This window comes from Achromobacter denitrificans NBRC 15125, from assembly GCF_001571365.1.
GTDB classification, from domain to species: domain Bacteria; phylum Pseudomonadota; class Gammaproteobacteria; order Burkholderiales; family Burkholderiaceae_B; genus Achromobacter; species Achromobacter denitrificans.
Map to the genome: position 1 here is coordinate 1 of NZ_BCTQ01000074.1, position 14,502 is coordinate 14,502.

Annotated in this window: 15 protein-coding genes; 12 read left to right on the forward strand and 3 right to left on the reverse strand. The window is 66.0% G+C overall.

The genetic code is table 11. The features are described from left to right. The 3 genes from ADE01S_RS30445 to flgA form a co-directional block, all read right to left on the reverse strand. Positions 1–447 (reverse strand): flagella synthesis protein FlgN (locus tag ADE01S_RS30445; RefSeq protein WP_062685499.1); only part of this gene is annotated, 447 nt, incomplete at its 3' end. A gap of 30 nt (positions 448–477) precedes the next feature. Further along, a complete protein-coding gene (flgM, locus tag ADE01S_RS30450) occupies positions 478–771 on the reverse strand; it encodes a flagellar biosynthesis anti-sigma factor FlgM (RefSeq protein WP_062685500.1) in 294 nt (97 codons plus the stop codon). A 130-nt stretch (positions 772–901) separates the two neighbouring features. Further along, positions 902–1,615: a flagellar basal body P-ring formation chaperone FlgA gene (gene flgA, locus ADE01S_RS30455; protein ID WP_062685512.1), complete on the reverse strand. Its 714-nt coding sequence runs from the start codon at positions 1,613–1,615 to the stop codon at positions 902–904. 176 nt (positions 1,616–1,791) lie between these two features. On the opposite strand from flgA, the gene flgB reads away from it, so the two are divergent. The 12 genes from flgB to ADE01S_RS30515 all read left to right on the forward strand — a co-directional run. Beyond that, positions 1,792–2,199 carry a flagellar basal body rod protein FlgB gene (gene flgB / locus ADE01S_RS30460; protein WP_013393388.1) on the forward strand — a complete coding sequence of 136 codons (408 nt, stop codon included), beginning with the start codon at positions 1,792–1,794 and terminating at the stop codon, positions 2,197–2,199. A gap of 22 nt (positions 2,200–2,221) precedes the next feature. Next, on the forward strand, positions 2,222–2,641 hold the full coding sequence (gene flgC / locus ADE01S_RS30465) for a flagellar basal body rod protein FlgC (RefSeq protein ID WP_062685501.1): 420 nt from the start codon (positions 2,222–2,224) through the stop codon (positions 2,639–2,641). Between the two features lie 19 nt (positions 2,642–2,660). Beyond that, positions 2,661–3,359 carry a flagellar hook capping FlgD N-terminal domain-containing protein gene (locus ADE01S_RS30470; protein WP_062685502.1) on the forward strand — a complete coding sequence of 233 codons (699 nt, stop codon included), beginning with the start codon at positions 2,661–2,663 and terminating at the stop codon, positions 3,357–3,359. 72 nt (positions 3,360–3,431) lie between these two features. Next, positions 3,432–4,901: a flagellar hook-basal body complex protein gene (locus ADE01S_RS30475; protein WP_062685503.1), complete on the forward strand. Its 1,470-nt coding sequence runs from the start codon at positions 3,432–3,434 to the stop codon at positions 4,899–4,901. Positions 4,902–5,076: 175 nt separating this feature from the next. After that, complete coding sequence (locus tag ADE01S_RS30480; protein WP_062685504.1) at positions 5,077–5,841, forward strand: flagellar basal body rod protein FlgF; 765 nt, start codon at positions 5,077–5,079, stop codon at positions 5,839–5,841. Positions 5,842–5,906: 65 nt separating this feature from the next. After that, positions 5,907–6,692, forward strand: coding sequence for a flagellar basal-body rod protein FlgG (flgG, locus tag ADE01S_RS30485; protein ID WP_062685505.1), 786 nt, complete (start codon positions 5,907–5,909; stop codon positions 6,690–6,692). Then, entirely contained in the window at positions 6,692–7,381 is a 690-nt protein-coding gene (locus ADE01S_RS30490; RefSeq protein ID WP_062685506.1) for a flagellar basal body L-ring protein FlgH, read from the forward strand. Before flgG ends, ADE01S_RS30490 begins: the two co-directional genes overlap by 1 nt. 58 nt (positions 7,382–7,439) lie before the next feature. Beyond that, complete coding sequence (locus ADE01S_RS30495) at positions 7,440–8,567, forward strand: flagellar basal body P-ring protein FlgI (RefSeq protein ID WP_062685507.1); 1,128 nt, start codon at positions 7,440–7,442, stop codon at positions 8,565–8,567. 5 nt (positions 8,568–8,572) lie between these two features. Continuing rightward, positions 8,573–9,550, forward strand: coding sequence for a flagellar assembly peptidoglycan hydrolase FlgJ (flgJ, locus tag ADE01S_RS30500; RefSeq protein ID WP_062685508.1), 978 nt, complete (start codon positions 8,573–8,575; stop codon positions 9,548–9,550). Positions 9,551–9,623: 73 nt separating this feature from the next. Continuing rightward, a complete protein-coding gene (flgK, locus tag ADE01S_RS30505; RefSeq protein WP_062685509.1) occupies positions 9,624–11,297 on the forward strand; it encodes a flagellar hook-associated protein FlgK in 1,674 nt (557 codons plus the stop codon). Between the two features lie 47 nt (positions 11,298–11,344). Next, positions 11,345–12,592 (forward strand): flagellar hook-associated protein FlgL, encoded by a 1,248-nt coding sequence (flgL, locus tag ADE01S_RS30510; protein WP_062685510.1) that lies wholly within the window; start codon positions 11,345–11,347, stop codon positions 12,590–12,592. Positions 12,593–12,731: 139 nt separating this feature from the next. Continuing rightward, positions 12,732–14,502, forward strand: a 1,771-nt coding sequence (locus ADE01S_RS30515) for a methyl-accepting chemotaxis protein (RefSeq protein ID WP_062685511.1), incomplete at its 3' end; no start/stop codon positions are given.

A 14,502-nucleotide genomic window follows, 5' to 3' on the forward strand; every position in this document is an offset into this window, starting at 1 on the left:
GCGGGCGCCGCGGCCGCGCGCGTCGTAGGTGGCGGGCGCGCCCGCCGCGCCCAGGTTGCGCAGGGCATCCAGCGATTGCTGGGTGTAGCGCAGATGGACGTCGATCAGGGCGCCGTTGCGCAGATTGATTTCATTGGCGGATGCCGACTTCGTCAGCAGGGCCTGCCAGACGCCGGCCAGCTGCGGGTGCAGCACGGCGGCCTGTTCGGTGCCGGCATGCCCGCTGGGCAGCCCGATCTCGGCCAGCAGGGTGTCGCGCGTCTGGCTGAGATCCACCAGCTTGCGGGCCACGCTGCTCTTGCGTTCCGTGATTTCCTGCAGCGCGCCCACGTTGCCCGGGCCCACGAGCACTTCGGTCTCTTCTTCCAGGATGGCGGAGAACTCGGTGATCAGGGCGTCTTCCTGCCTCATGCAGGTTTGCAGGGAGTCGACGGTGTTCGTGGTCATGCTGCTGCTCGGGTCGGAGTGTTGCGGGGCTTACTTCAGCAGGTCGCGGGCGCTGGCGATCAGGCTGTCGGCGATACGGCCGGTGTCGATCTTGAGCTGGCCCGAGGCGATCGCCGCGCGGATGGCGGCAACGCGCTCGACGTTGATGTCGTTCGAGCCGTCCTGCAGCGCCAGCATCTTGCGCGAGGCCGAGCTCAGCGCCACCTGCGAACTGCTGGAGCCGCTGGCGCTGCTGGCGCCATAGGCCTGGGCGACCGCCGATTCCGGGCGGGTGCCGACGGCGTCCGCCGATAGGGGGCGGTTGGTGGTGGAATTGATCTTCAAGATTATCTCCGCAGGGCGTCCTGGGGTCGGTTGTGCGACGGATCCGCCTACTTCATGTCTCTGTAACGACAGGGTCGGAAGGAACTTTAGGGTAGGCGGGCCATTGGTGCAACGCGATATGTAACAACCCCTACAGTTGTATTTCCACGAGGCCGGCATTGCGCACCACGCCGCTGACCACCTGGCCGCCGGCGGTGCGCACCTGCACCATGGCGCCGGGCGCGGCATTCTCCAGCGCCTGGCCTTCGCTGCTGACCACGAATCCGTTGCCGCGCGCGTTGATGCGCACATTGGTGCCGCGCAACACCGACTGGGCATTGCGCAGCGACGATCCGCGGACCGTCTGCCCGGCGTTGATGCGGTAGGCGGCGGTCATGCCGACCACGGCCTGCGGATCGGTGATGGCGCCGGGGGGCAGGGCGATCAGGTCGCCGTCGCGGGGCGCCAGGTCGTCGGGCGAGAGGGCCTGGCCGGACGCGATCAGGCGCGAGGCCACGTAGTACTGCCCCGGCACGCTGACCGTGGCCTGCACGTAGGTGGTCCAGGGTTTGGGCGCGTTGCAGCGCACGCCCACGGTCATGCGGGCGCGCAGCTTCATGCCGGATGGTAAAAACGGGGACAAAACGTCGCAAGGCGTCAGGCGCTCGGCCCGCGGCGGGTCGATCGCGATCGACGGCTGGCCCGGCAGGCTGGCCAGCTGGTCCTGCAGGTAGGCCTGCGCGGCCAGGGCGATCGCCTCGGAGGGCTGGGCCGCCGCGTCCTGGGCCTGCGCGGCCGCCAGGGGCAGCAGCAGGGCGGCCAGGCAGCCGGCGCGCGCGCGGAGTCGTCTTGCGGTGCTTTTCATGATGGATGAATTGTAGAAGTCCGCGGCGCCGGGCAATACGTGAATTGGATGAGAAATGACGGGTTATTTGGCTGATTGTGGCGGCCCGCGCACCCCTATGATGCCGTCATCCAATGGGATAGCGGTGCGTCCGGGATCCCATGTCCATCCGAATTGCAATGCACGAAGGCGCCACGATGCTAGACAGGCTTAACGAAGATTTCCGGTTCTTCCAGCAGTCCCTGGGACTGCGCGCGCAACGCCAGGAAGTGCTGTCGTCGAACATCGCCAACGCCGATACGCCCAACTACAAGGCCCGCGATTTCGACTTCAAGACGGCGATGGCCAATGCCATGGAAGGCACCAAGCGCCTGCCCGACACCTCGCTCACGCTGACGTCCGCCCGCCACATCCCGGCCAAGGCCGTGTCGCAAGGCCCCACCGAACTCCTGTACCGCCTGCCGTACCAGCCCAGCATGGACGGCAACACGGTGGACATGGACATCGAGCGCGTGCAGTTCGCCGATAACACCTTGCACTACCAAAGCACCATGCAGATGCTGTCAGGCCGTATCCGGACCATGATGGCCGCAATCCAGGAATGATTACTGAACGGAGCGCCAGGCAATGTCCTTGCTGAGCATTTTTGATATCGCCGGTTCGGCGCTGAGCGCGCAATCGCAGCGCATGAACGTCGCGGCCAGCAACATGGCCAACGCCGACAGCGTGGTCGGCCCGGACGGCCAGCCCTATCGCGCGCGCCAGGTCGTGTTCCAGGTCAATCCGCCCGCCGGCCAGGCCCTGGGCCAGGAGATCGGCGGAGTGCGCGTGGCCGGCGTGGTCCAGGACCAGTCGCCCTTGAAGCAGGTCTACGACCCGCAGCATCCGATGGCGGACGCGCAGGGCTACGTGAGCATGCCCAACGTCGATCCGGTGGCCGAAACGGTCAACATGATCGCCGCCTCGCGCTCCTATCAGGCGAACGTGGAAGTGCTGAACACCGCCAAGGCGCTGATGCAGAAGACCCTGACCATCGGCCAGTCCTAACTCTTGAACAAGTGAATTCATGACCACTGTCGACCAAACCACGAGCCAGACCGGCCTGGGACTTGCACAGACCGGCGCCTACTCAAGCAGCACGGCCCAAGGCCTGCAGGACCAGTTCCTGAAGCTGCTGGTGACCCAGCTGCAGAACCAGGACCCGCTCAATCCGATGCAGAACGCCGAGCTGACCTCCCAGCTGGCGCAGATCTCCACGGTGGAAGGCATCACCAACCTGAAGAACACGATGCTGGCCATCAGCGGCCAGATCGACGTGTCGCAGTCGATGAACGCCGTGGCGATGATCGGCAAGGGCGTGCTGATCCCCGGCTCCAAAGTCAAGGTCGGCGTGGACGGCGACAACGCCGCCGAGCGCGTGGTCACGCCCTACGGGCTGGACCTCCAGGCCGACGCGGCCAAGGTCCAGGTGCGCATCGCCGACGCCAACGGCGCGATCGTGCGCACCATCGAGATGGGCGAACAGTCCACCGGCGTCTACACGCTGAACTGGGACGGCAAGAACGACAGCGGCGTGGCCCTGGAGCCCGGCGCGTACACCGTGTCCGTGCTGGCCACGGACGTGGATGGCAAGAAGGTGAACTCGGAAGTGCTGAGCTACGGCCAGGTCAAGAGCGTGGCGTATTCCACCAACGGCCTGCGACTGGACCTGGGCCTGGATGGCCAGACCAGCATGCTGGACGTGCGCAAGGTAATCGGCGCCTGAAGCGGGCGCGACGAATCGGTGCCGGCGCACGGGCGGCGGCTTCACTCAGTTTAAGGATTAGCGAGAGAGAACATGGGCTTCGGACAAGGATTGAGCGGCTTGAATGCCGCGGCGCAGAACCTGGACGTCATCGGCAACAACATCGCCAACTCGGGCACCGTCGGCTTCAAGTCGTCGACCGCCTCGTTCGCGGACGTCTATGCCAGTTCGCGGGTCGGCCTGGGCGTGAAGGTCGCGGCCATCAACCAGCGCTTCACCGTGGGCACGGTGAACGGCGGCGGCGGTGAATACGACATCGCGATCGACGGCGCCAAGGGCATGTTCCGCGTCACCGACCAGAGCGGCGCCGTGATGTACACCCGCAACGGCGAGTTCCTCGTCGACAAGAACAACTTCATCGTGAACGCCCAGGGCTACCGCCTGACCGGCTACCCGGCCGGCGCCATCGGCGCGAATCCGGTGGAACTGCAGCTGCCCATGGCCAACGTGGCGCCGAAGGCGACCGCCACGGCCACGACGGTGGCCAACCTGGATGCGAACGCGAAGGTTATCTACACCGTGGATACTACGACGGATCCCGGTGCGCCGGGCCGGGTGGATCTGGGGGGCACGGTCTATTCGTTCCGCAGGGACACGAATGGCGACGCGGTGTTCGACATTGCCCCTACGCCCATAGACGGTACGTATCCCAACGCGGCCGGAACCGGCAATATCACCATTACCGGGGGCAGGACGGCAGAAGACTTGACGGTCATGCCCAGCTACCAGGCATACGAGGCGCCCACGATCGAACTGGCCAAGCCGTTCGATCCGACCGTCTCCAGCAGCTACACCAACGCGTCGCCCATGACCGTGTACGACTCCCTGGGCAACTCGCACCAGGTGATGCAGTACTTCGTCAAGCGCCCCGCGAGCGGCGCCGGCAGCGAATACGACGTCTACTACACCATGGACGGCAAGGCCATGGCGCCGACCACGGAAGCCGGCGGCACCTGGGGCAACCCCACCAAGCTGAACTTCAACAATGCCGGCGCCCTGACCAGCGCGCCGATCGTCAACCTGAGCGTCGCGCAGCCCGGCGGCACCACGACCCCGGCCGATCCGCTGAACATCGCGCTGGACTACACCGGCACCACGCAGTACGGCAGCAGCTACAAGCTGGTGGCCAAGCCCGACGGCTACACCTCGGGCGAATTCAGCGGCATCAACATCGGCGGCGACGGCAGCCTGGTGGCCAGCTACACCAACGGCGAAACCCAGGTCGTCGGCACCATCGTGCTGGCCGACTTCTCCAACCTGCAAGGCCTGCAGCCGGTGGGCAACAACGCCTGGACGGAAACGGCGGCCTCGGGCCAGCCTATCCTGGGCCAGCCCGGCACCAACGGCCTGTCCAAGGTGGTGGGCCAGGCGACCGAGTCCTCCAACGTGGACATGAGCAAGGAGCTGGTCAACATGATCATCGCCCAGCGCACCTACCAGGCCAACTCGCAGACCATCAAGACGCAGGACGAAATCATGCAAGTCCTGATGAACCTGAAGTAGAGGGCTCACCTCCGAAGCGCCGCAGGCGCTTCCCCCTCGGCGGGCCCCCCCTCCAGGGGGCGCGCCTGGCGGACCGGCGGAGCCGGATCCGTGGCGCCCGGCTCGGGGAGGGCGGTTGCAGGGGAAGGGCGGCGCTTCAGGCGCATATTCGATGACGATGGCGATGGAATAGGAAATGGATCGGATTATTTACACCGCGATGAATGGCGCGGCGCGCATCACGGAGCACCAGGCCGCGTTGAGCAACAACATGGCCAACGTGAACACGCCGGGCTTTCGCGAGCAGATCGCGCTGTACCGGTCGGTTCTCGTGACGGACGGAGTGAGCCTGCCCACGCGGGTCTCGACGGTCGCGTCCACGCCGGGCAACAGCTTCCAGATGGGCACGATGCAGACCACCGGGCGCGACCTGGACGTCGCTCTGTCCAGCGAGCGCGGCTGGCTGGCGGTGCAGACTCCGCAGGGCGAGGCCTATACCCGTGCCGGCAGCCTGCAGGTCGGCGTCAATGGCCTGCTGCAGACCTCGCTGGGCCAGCCGGTGCTGTCGGACCAGGGCGGCATCATCGACGTGCCGGACCAGGCCGCGCTGACGATCACCTCGGACGGCACCATCACGGCCATCGGCGCCGGCGACGCGCCGAACAACATCCTGAACCTGGGCCGGCTCAAGCTGGTCGACCCGCCCAAGGAGCAGCTGGTGCACGGCGACGACGGCGTGTTCCGCCGGGCGCCCGTCAACGGCCAGCCCGTGCCTCCGATGCCCGCCGATCCCAGCCTGCGCCTGCTGGCCGGCGTGCTGGAAGGCAGCAATACCAATCCGATGGCGGCGATGGTCGGCATGATCGCCAATGCCCGCCGCTTCGAGCAGCAGATGCAGGTGATCCAGCAATCGGACCGCAACGCCGAGCGCGCCAACGGCATCCTGTCGGTAAGCGCTTGATTCGGCAGCTGATTTAAAACCTTTTTTCGCGCGCGGCCGGGCCGCGGCACCAGGAGTACTTCATCATGATGCGTTCGCTGTGGATCGCCAAGACGGGCCTGGAAGGTCAGCAGACCTCCATGGACGTGATCTCCAACAACCTGGCCAACGTTTCCACCAATGGATTCAAGCGCGGCCGCGCCGTGTTCCAGGACCTGATGTACCAGACGCTACGCCAGCCCGGCGCGCAGGTCGGCGACGCCACCCAGCTGCCCTCCGGGCTGCAGCTGGGCACGGGCGCGCGCGTGGCCGCGACCGAGCGCATCCATACCGCGGGCAACCTGAACAACACCGGCAGCGAGATGGACATCGCCATCAACGGCCGCGGCTTCCTGCAGATCGAACTGCCCGACGGCACCCAGGGCTACACCCGCGACGGCGCGCTGCAGCGCGACCAGAACGGGCAGCTGACCACGGTCAGCGGCTACGTGATCCAGCCGCCGATCAACGTGCCCGACAACGCGCTGTCGATCACCATCGGCAACGACGGCATGGTTTCGGTGACCCAGCCGGGCGCCGCCGGCGTGAACGTGCAGATCGGCCAGCTCCAGATCGCCACGTTCATCAACCCGACCGGCCTGCAGAGCATCGGCGAAAACCTGTACCTGGAAACCGACGCCTCCGGCCCGGCCAACCTGTTGCAGCCCGGTGTGGATGGCGCCGGCTCGATCATGCAGAATTACGTCGAGACGTCCAACGTCAACGTCGCGGAAGAACTGGTCAACATGATCACCACGCAACGCGCCTACGAAATGAACAGCAAGGCCGTCAAGACGTCGGACGAAATGCTGGCTCGCCTGACCCAACTGTGATGCCCATGTCTGTCCTGCGCCTGGCAATGAGCGCGGCCCTGGCCACGGTGATGGCCGGCTGCGCCATGATTCCGCCCGAACCCATCGTGACCGGGCCGACGACGGCCGCGCCGCCGGCGCCGCCCATGCCTTCGGCGCAGCCCACGGGCTCGATCTACCAGCCCACGACCTACGGCAACTATCCGCTGTTCGAGGACCGCCGGCCGCGCAACGTGGGCGACATCGTCACCATCGTGCTCAACGAAAAGACGAACGCGTCCAAGAACGTCGCCACGAACACCAACCGCAGCGGCAACGCCACATTGGGCATCGCCGCGGCGCCGTCCTTCATGGACAGCTGGGCCAATGCCAACCTGAACACCGACGCCAAGGGCGGCAACGTGTCCCAGGGCAAGGGCGACAGCACCGCCAACAACGCCTTTACCGGCACCATCACCACGACGGTGGTGGGCGTGATGTCCAACGGCAACCTGCAAGTCGCGGGCGAGAAGCAGATCGCCATCAACCGCGGCAGCGAGTACGTGCGCTTTTCCGGCGTGGTTGATCCGCGCTCCATTACCGGCACGAATACCGTGTCGTCCACGCAGGTGGCCGACGCCCGCATCGAATACCGCAGCAAGGGCGTCATGGACGAAGTCCAGACCATGGGCTGGCTGCAACGCTTCTTCCTGATGGCATCGCCGTTCTGAACATGAAGGATAGGCCCACCCCCGAGGCGCTGCGCATGGGGCGTTTTGGACAATTGATATGAAACATGCTGTCTTCCTCTTTCGCGCGCTGGCGCGTGTTTGCGTCGCCGCCAGCCTGCTGGCCGGCGCCGGCGCGGTGCACGCCGAGCGGCTCAAGGACCTGGCCTCGATCCAGGGCGTGCGGGGCAACCAGCTGATCGGCTACGGCCTGGTCGTGGGCCTGGACGGCAGCGGCGACCAGGTGCGCCAGACGCCGTTCACCCAGCAAAGCCTGACCAACATGCTGTCGCAGCTGGGCATCACCGTGCCGTCGGGCAGCAATATGCAGTTGAAGAACGTGGCGGCCGTCATGGTCACCACGACCCTGCCGGCCTTCGCCCGGCCCGGCCAGACGCTGGACGTCGTGGTGTCCTCCATGGGCAACGCCAAGAGCCTGCGCGGCGGCACCTTGCTGATGACGCCGCTCAAGGGCGCCGACAGCCAGGTCTACGCGATCGCCCAGGGCAATATCCTGGTGGGCGGCGCGGGCGCTTCCGCGGGCGGTTCCAGCGTGCAGATCAACCAATTGAACGGCGGCCGCATCAGCGCGGGCGCCATCGTCGAACGCTCCGTGCCGACCACGTTCTCGCGCGATGGCTACATCCACGTAGAGCTGAACAATACCGACTTCGGCACCGCGCAGAACGTGGCGGCGGCGCTCAACAAGAAATTCGGCCAGGGCACGGCGACGGCCCTGGACGGCCGCGTGGTGCAGGTGCGCACGCCCATGGAACAGGCTTCCCAGGCGCGCTTCCTGTCGCTGGTCGAGGACCTGCAGGTCGCCCGCGCGCCCACCGTGGCCAAGGTGATCATCAACGCCCGGACCGGCTCCGTCGTCATGAACCGCACGGTCATGATCGAAGAGGCGGCGGTGGCGCACGGCAATCTCTCCGTGATCATCAACCGCCAGAACCAGGTATCGCAGCCGGACACGCCCTTCACCGAAGGGCAGACGGTGGTGGTGCCCAACACCCAGATCGAAGTGCGCCAGGACAACGGCTCCTTGCAGCGCGTGAGCACCAGCGCCAACCTGGCCGACGTGGTCAAGGGCCTGAACGCCCTGGGCGCCACGCCGCAGGACCTGCTGGCGATCCTGCAGGCGATGAAGTCCGCGGGCGCGCTGCGCGCCGAACTGGAAATCATCTGACGGCGATGGCATACACCCAAGACGCGGCGCGCGGCGCCCAACGGCAGGATTCGGTCTTCGACATGGGGCGCCTGTCGGACCTGAAGCGCGACGTCAAGAAGGATCCGGCGGGCACCGACCAGCAGAAGCAGGTGGCCAAGCAGTTCGAGGCCCTGTTCCTGCAGATGATGCTCAAGCGCATGCGCGAGGCCACGCCCAAGGAAGGCCTGTTCGATTCCCAGCAGACGCAGATGCTGCAGTCGATGGCCGACGAGCAGCTGGCGCTGCACCTGGCCACGCCGGGCATCGGGCTGTCGAAGGCCATCCTGGCCCAGATGCAGGAAGGCAAGCCGGGCGACGTGTCCCCGGACGCCATCAAGCAGATCGGGCAGGGCGGCGACCTCGATTTCCGCACGGGCGGTTCGCGCGAAGTGTCGGCGCTGCTGAACGTGATGCGCAACAACCGCCCCAGCGACCGGGCCCTGGCGGCGGCCGAAGGCGCGCCCGAGCACGTCGTCGACTTCGTGTCGAAGATGGCGCGCGCGGCCAATCTGGCCTCGCAGGAAAGCGGCGTGCCGGCCCGTCTCATCATGGGCCAGGCGGCGCTGGAGTCCGGCTGGGGCAAGCGCGAGATCAAGCACGCGGACGGCTCCACCAGCTACAACCTGTTCGGCATCAAGGCGGGCGCCAGCTGGAAGGGCAAGGTCGTCAACGTGCTCACGACCGAATACGAGGATGGCGTGGCGAAAAGGGTGACGCAACCTTTCCGCGCCTACGCCTCTTACGAGGAATCGTTCGCGGACTACGCCCGCCTGATCGGCAACAGCCCGCGCTACGAAAGCGTGACCCAGGCGCGCAACGAGATCGAGGCGGCCCGGCGGATCCAGGACGCGGGCTACGCGACCGATCCGCAGTACGCCCAGAAGCTCATCGGCGTCATGGGCCAGTTGCGGGGCGCGGCGTCCAAGGTGGAAATTTCGCGGCGGATGCTGGAAGGACTCTAAATTCGGGTCATCTCCTGCCGTTAACGGAGTATCCAGTTATATCGGTTGCGGTTAAATACGGGGCATTGTCAGCATGAATTTGTACAAAACGGCATTGGGCGGGCTGAACGCGGCCCAGGCAGGTCTGGCAACCACCAGTCACAATATCAACAATGCCACCACGGTCGGCTACAACCGCCAGCGCGTGATGGTTTCCACCGCCGGCGCCCAGGCCACCAGCAACGGATACATCGGCCGCGGCGTCCAGGTGGACACCGTCGTGCGCAGCTACGACAGCTTCCTGTACAAGCAGCTGGTCGGCGCGCAGGGCAGCGGCGCCCAGCTGCAAGCCCAGCTGGACCAGGTGTCGCAGGTCAACAACCTGTTCGCCGACCGCACCGTCGGCATCGCGCCCGGGCTGAACAACTTCTTCACCAGCATGAACGCGGTGGCCAGCAAGCCCTCGGATCCGGCCGCCCGCGCCGACCTGCTGGGCAAGGCCAACAGCCTGGCCACGCAGATCCGCTCGGCCTACACCGAGATGCAGAACCAGCGCGAAGGGCTGAACACGCAGATCACGACGACGGTGGAGCAGGTCAACAGCTACCTGGCCCGCATCGACGACCTCAATACCCAGATTTCCCTGGCTTCCGGCAAGGCCGGCGGCAGCCCCCCGAACGACCTGCTCGACCAGCGCGACCAGGCCGTCATGGAACTGAACCAGCTGATCGGCATCACGACTTACGAACAAGGCGACAAGATCAGCATTTCGCTCGCCAGCGGCGGCCAGGCGCTGCTGTCGGGCAATTCCATCTATCCGCTGCAGGCGGTGGCGTCCGCCAAGGACGCCGGCCGCACGGTGCTGGCCTACACCTTGCCGGCCGGTTCCGGCAAGACGGTGGCCGTCGAATTGAACGACAGCGAAATCACCGGCGGCAAGCTGGGCGGCCTGCTGCAGTTCCGCGCCTCGTCGCTGGACGTGATGCAGAACCAGCTGGGCCAGATGGCGGTTGGCCTGGCGCTCACGTTCAATGCACAGCACCGAGACGGCTTCGACCAGAACGGGAATCCCGGCGGCGACTTCTTCGGCATCGGCGCGCCCGAGGCCGTGCCCAACACCCAGAATAAGAGCAACGCGCAGATATCCGGTACGTTCACGAACGCGGCGAACATCAACGCCAAGGACTACGAAATTTCGTTCGATGGCACGAACTACCAGGTGCTGCGCATGCCCGAGGGCGCCCAGGTCTATAACGGCCCCGCCACGGGTACTCCTCCCAACGCCACGCTGAACCTGGACAGCGAAATGGGGGTGACGCTGACGATCAACGCGCCGCCGCAGGCGGGCGACAAATGGTCGCTGTCGCCGACGCGCGACGCGGCGCGCGACCTCCAGGTCGTGATCCGTGATCCGGAGAAGATCGCGGCGGCCGACGACGAGCTCGGCGATGCCAACGGCAAGAACGCCCTCAAGCTCGCCCAGCTCGAAAACGCCAAGCTCCTGGGGCACGGCACGATGAGTACGACCGACATGTTCGGCCAGGTCGTGAACACGGTGGGCGTGCAGACCGCGCAGATCAAGGCCGCCGCCACGGCACAGGTGAACCTCATCAAGCAGACGGCGGCCGCCCAGCAATCGGTTTCCGGCGTCAATCTGAACGAGGAATACGTCAGCCTGTCGCTGTACCAGGAACAGTACCAGGCCAGCGCGCGCATCATCGACGTGGCCAGCACCATTTTCGATACGCTGCTGGGCCTGCGCGGTTGATCGGACGGTTGAATTGTGATGATTAAAGAGATTATCGGAGCTGCACCATGCGCCTGAGCACCACGATGATGTACACGAACGGCCTGAGCGGCATTCTTTCTCAGGAATCGGACATGAATCGCCTGGTCGAACAGATCGGCAGCGGACGCAAGAACCTCACTCCCGCGGATGATCCACTGGCGGCCGCGTTGGCTATCGGAGTGGCGCAGACGCAGAGCATGAATTCGACGTACGCGATGAACCGCCAGACCGCCAATACGAATCTTGGCCAGGAAAGCAATACCCTGGATGCGATCACGAACGTTTTGCAGGAAGCGCGGACCCGCATCATCCAGGCAGGTGGCGTGTTGTCCGACAGCGACCGACAGGCCCTGTCCACGGCGCTGAAGAGCACGCGGGAACAGCTGCTGGGCTTGGCGAACTCGACCGACGGCAATGGCCAGTACCTGTTCTCCGGCAACGACGGCAAGGTGATGCCCTACTCGGAGGATCCGTCGGGCAAGATCGTCTATAGCGGATCGGTCGGCGAGCGCACGATCCAGGTCGATCAAAGCCGCCAGCTTTCCACGAGCGACCTGGGCAAGGATATTTTCGGCCGCGCCAATCCGGGGTCTCAGGCATACGTATCGTCCGCTCCCTCCACCAATGCCGGCACCGCGGAATTCGGCGCGGCCTCCGTGACGCCCGGCAGCCCCAACCTGGGCAAGAACTTCTCGGTGAAGTTCGAAGCCGACCCGGTCAGCGGGGAGATGGGCTACCGCGTGACCACGACCGACGCCGATGGCAGCAATCCGGTGACGGTGCCGGATGCCGGCCAGCCGGCAACGCCCTATGTCGCAGGCGCGACGATAGATTTCGGCGGCGTCTCCGTGGCGATCAAGGGCGCTCCCGAAGCAGACGATGTGATCAATGTCGAGAGCATTCAGTCGACCGACGTGGACGTGTTCGCTACCCTGGACAGCCTTATTTCTGCCTTGGACGCGCCCAGCGCCGGCGATCCGGTGGCGACCGCAAGGCTGAACAACGAATTGGCTACCGCCAACAAGAAGCTGGCCTCCAACTACGACAACGTGCTGACGGTGAATGCCTCCGTGGGCGCGCGCATGAACGAATTGGAAGCGCTGGACGCGACAGGGGCGCAAAAGGGGCTGACGTATGCCAAGTCCCTGTCGGATCTGGAAGACCTGGATTACTACCAAGGCGCCAGCCAGCTCGCATTGCGCCAGGTCGCGCTGCAGGCGGCGTCGGCGGCTTTCATGACGATTCAGGGGTCCAGTCTGTTCAGCCGCAAGTAGGGCGGTGAAGTTTCAGGCCACGCTCCAAAGGGGTGGCGATAGGCGCGCTTACGGACGCTGCCGGCCCAGGGCCGGGGCGTCCGTGGTTGCGTGCGCGGTAGGTAGTGTGGGTTCTTGTCGCTAAACGCTCGGATATTTCATGCTTGTCAATTTGAAAGTTCGCACCTGTCTGATCCTGGTGCTGCTGCTCTTCACGGGCGCCATGTTCGTATCCAATGGCGTGGCGTGGGTCGGCCTGGATTCCAGCAATCAAAAGCTGGACCAGGTCAACGACGCCTATTCCACGCAGGCGGCGCAGCTGAACCGAGCCTACAGCCTGTTCCTGCGCGGCCGCCTGTTGCTGGCGACCTCCCTGATGGACATGCAGCAGGGCAAGACCGAGCAGGCAGCCTCGCAGGCCAAGCGCGCCGAAGGCCTGATGCAGGAAGGCGCCAAGGCGCTCGACGCCTACCGCAAGGCGCCGCGCCTGGCGGGTTCGGAGGCCGTGAGCGCCAAGCTGGAAAACGCCTACAAGCAGTTCGACGGTCTGTTCAAGCGCCAGGCGACGGCGCTGGCGTCCATGGCGGTGCAGGACTACCTGGACCTGAACGACGCGGGCAGCGCGGCGAACACGGCATTGCGAGAAGCCGTGGGCGAAGTCCTGGCGTTCGTGGACAAGGCCACCGATGATCTGGTCGCGCAGGCGGCGGTGGCCCACGGGGTATCGCGCACCGTCACCATCGTGATGCTGGCGATTGCCCTGGCGCTGGCCCTGGGCTGCTGGATCTTCATCAACCGCACCGTGCTGCGTCCGCTGCACGAAGCGGGCAGCCATTTCGACAAGATTTCCGCCGGCGATTTCACCGCCCGCATCGAAGTGCGCAGCACCAACGAAATCGGCCACTTGTTCGCGGCCATCAAGCGCATGCAGGAAAGCCTGACCCGCACGGTGTCGGCAGTGCGTCGCGGTGTGGACGAAATCAACGTGGGTTCGCGCGAGATCTCGGCGGGCAACACGGATCTGTCCAGCCGCACGGAGCAGCAGGCGGCTTCGCTGGAAGAGACGGCGGCCTCGATGGAGGAACTGGCCTCGACGGTGAAGCAGAACGCGGACAACGCCCGCCAGGCCAACCAGTTGGCGGCGAGCGCCTCGGACGTGGCCGAGCGCGGCGGTTCGGCGGTGTCGGAAGTGGTGAGCACGATGCAGGAGATTTCGGCCAGCTCGCGCAAGATTTCCGAGATCGTGTCGGTGATCGACGGCATTGCGTTCCAGACCAACATCCTGGCGCTGAACGCGGCGGTGGAAGCCGCCCGCGCGGGCGAGCAGGGCAAGGGCTTCGCGGTGGTGGCGGGCGAAGTGCGTTCGCTGGCGCAGCGCAGCGCGCAGGCGGCCAAGGAAATCAAGGGCCTGATCGAGGATTCCGTCACGAAGGTGGGCGCGGGTTCGCAGCAGGTGGAGCGCGCCGGGGCGACGATGCAGGAAATCGTGGCGTCGGTGAAGCGCGTCACGGACATCATGGGCGAGATCTCGGCGGCGTCCGAAGAGCAGTCCAGCGGGATCGACCAAGTGAACCGGGCGGTGTCGCAGATGGACGAAGTGACGCAGCAGAACGCGGCGCTGGTGGAAGAGGCCGCGGCCGCGGCGGGCTCGCTGCAGGAGCAGGCGCAGCGCCTGGCCGAGGCGGTCTCGGTGTTCAAGATCAATGCGGGCGAGGTGATCGAAGTGCCGGCCCAGCAGCTGGCGCAGCAGCGCAGCGCTCCGCGCATGCCGGCGCCGCAGCCCGCGCCGGCGGCCAGGACGCAGGCTGCCGCCGCGCCCGCCCCGCAAACGGAATCCCCGGAACCGGCGCCCAAGGCCGTCCCCGCGCCCCGCCTGACGCAGGTGGCGCGGCCCAAGCCGGCGGGCGTGGCCACGGCGGCGCGTCCGCCGC

Coding starts and splice junctions, on each gene's coding strand:
- ADE01S_RS30480 (WP_062685504.1), top strand. CDS start 5,077: ATGGATCGGATTATTTACACCGCGATGAATGGCGCGGCGCGCATCACG.
- flgG (WP_062685505.1), top strand. CDS start 5,907: ATGATGCGTTCGCTGTGGATCGCCAAGACGGGCCTGGAAGGTCAGCAG.
- flgJ (WP_062685508.1), top strand. CDS start 8,573: ATGGCATACACCCAAGACGCGGCGCGCGGCGCCCAACGGCAGGATTCG.
- flgL (WP_062685510.1), top strand. CDS start 11,345: ATGCGCCTGAGCACCACGATGATGTACACGAACGGCCTGAGCGGCATT.
- flgK (WP_062685509.1), top strand. CDS start 9,624: ATGAATTTGTACAAAACGGCATTGGGCGGGCTGAACGCGGCCCAGGCA.
- ADE01S_RS30490 (WP_062685506.1), top strand. CDS start 6,692: ATGCCCATGTCTGTCCTGCGCCTGGCAATGAGCGCGGCCCTGGCCACG.
- ADE01S_RS30470 (WP_062685502.1), top strand. CDS start 2,661: ATGACCACTGTCGACCAAACCACGAGCCAGACCGGCCTGGGACTTGCA.
- ADE01S_RS30495 (WP_062685507.1), top strand. CDS start 7,440: ATGAAACATGCTGTCTTCCTCTTTCGCGCGCTGGCGCGTGTTTGCGTC.
- ADE01S_RS30475 (WP_062685503.1), top strand. CDS start 3,432: ATGGGCTTCGGACAAGGATTGAGCGGCTTGAATGCCGCGGCGCAGAAC.
- flgA (WP_062685512.1), bottom strand. CDS start 1,615: ATGAAAAGCACCGCAAGACGACTCCGCGCGCGCGCCGGCTGCCTGGCC.
- flgC (WP_062685501.1), top strand. CDS start 2,222: ATGTCCTTGCTGAGCATTTTTGATATCGCCGGTTCGGCGCTGAGCGCG.
- flgB (WP_013393388.1), top strand. CDS start 1,792: ATGCTAGACAGGCTTAACGAAGATTTCCGGTTCTTCCAGCAGTCCCTG.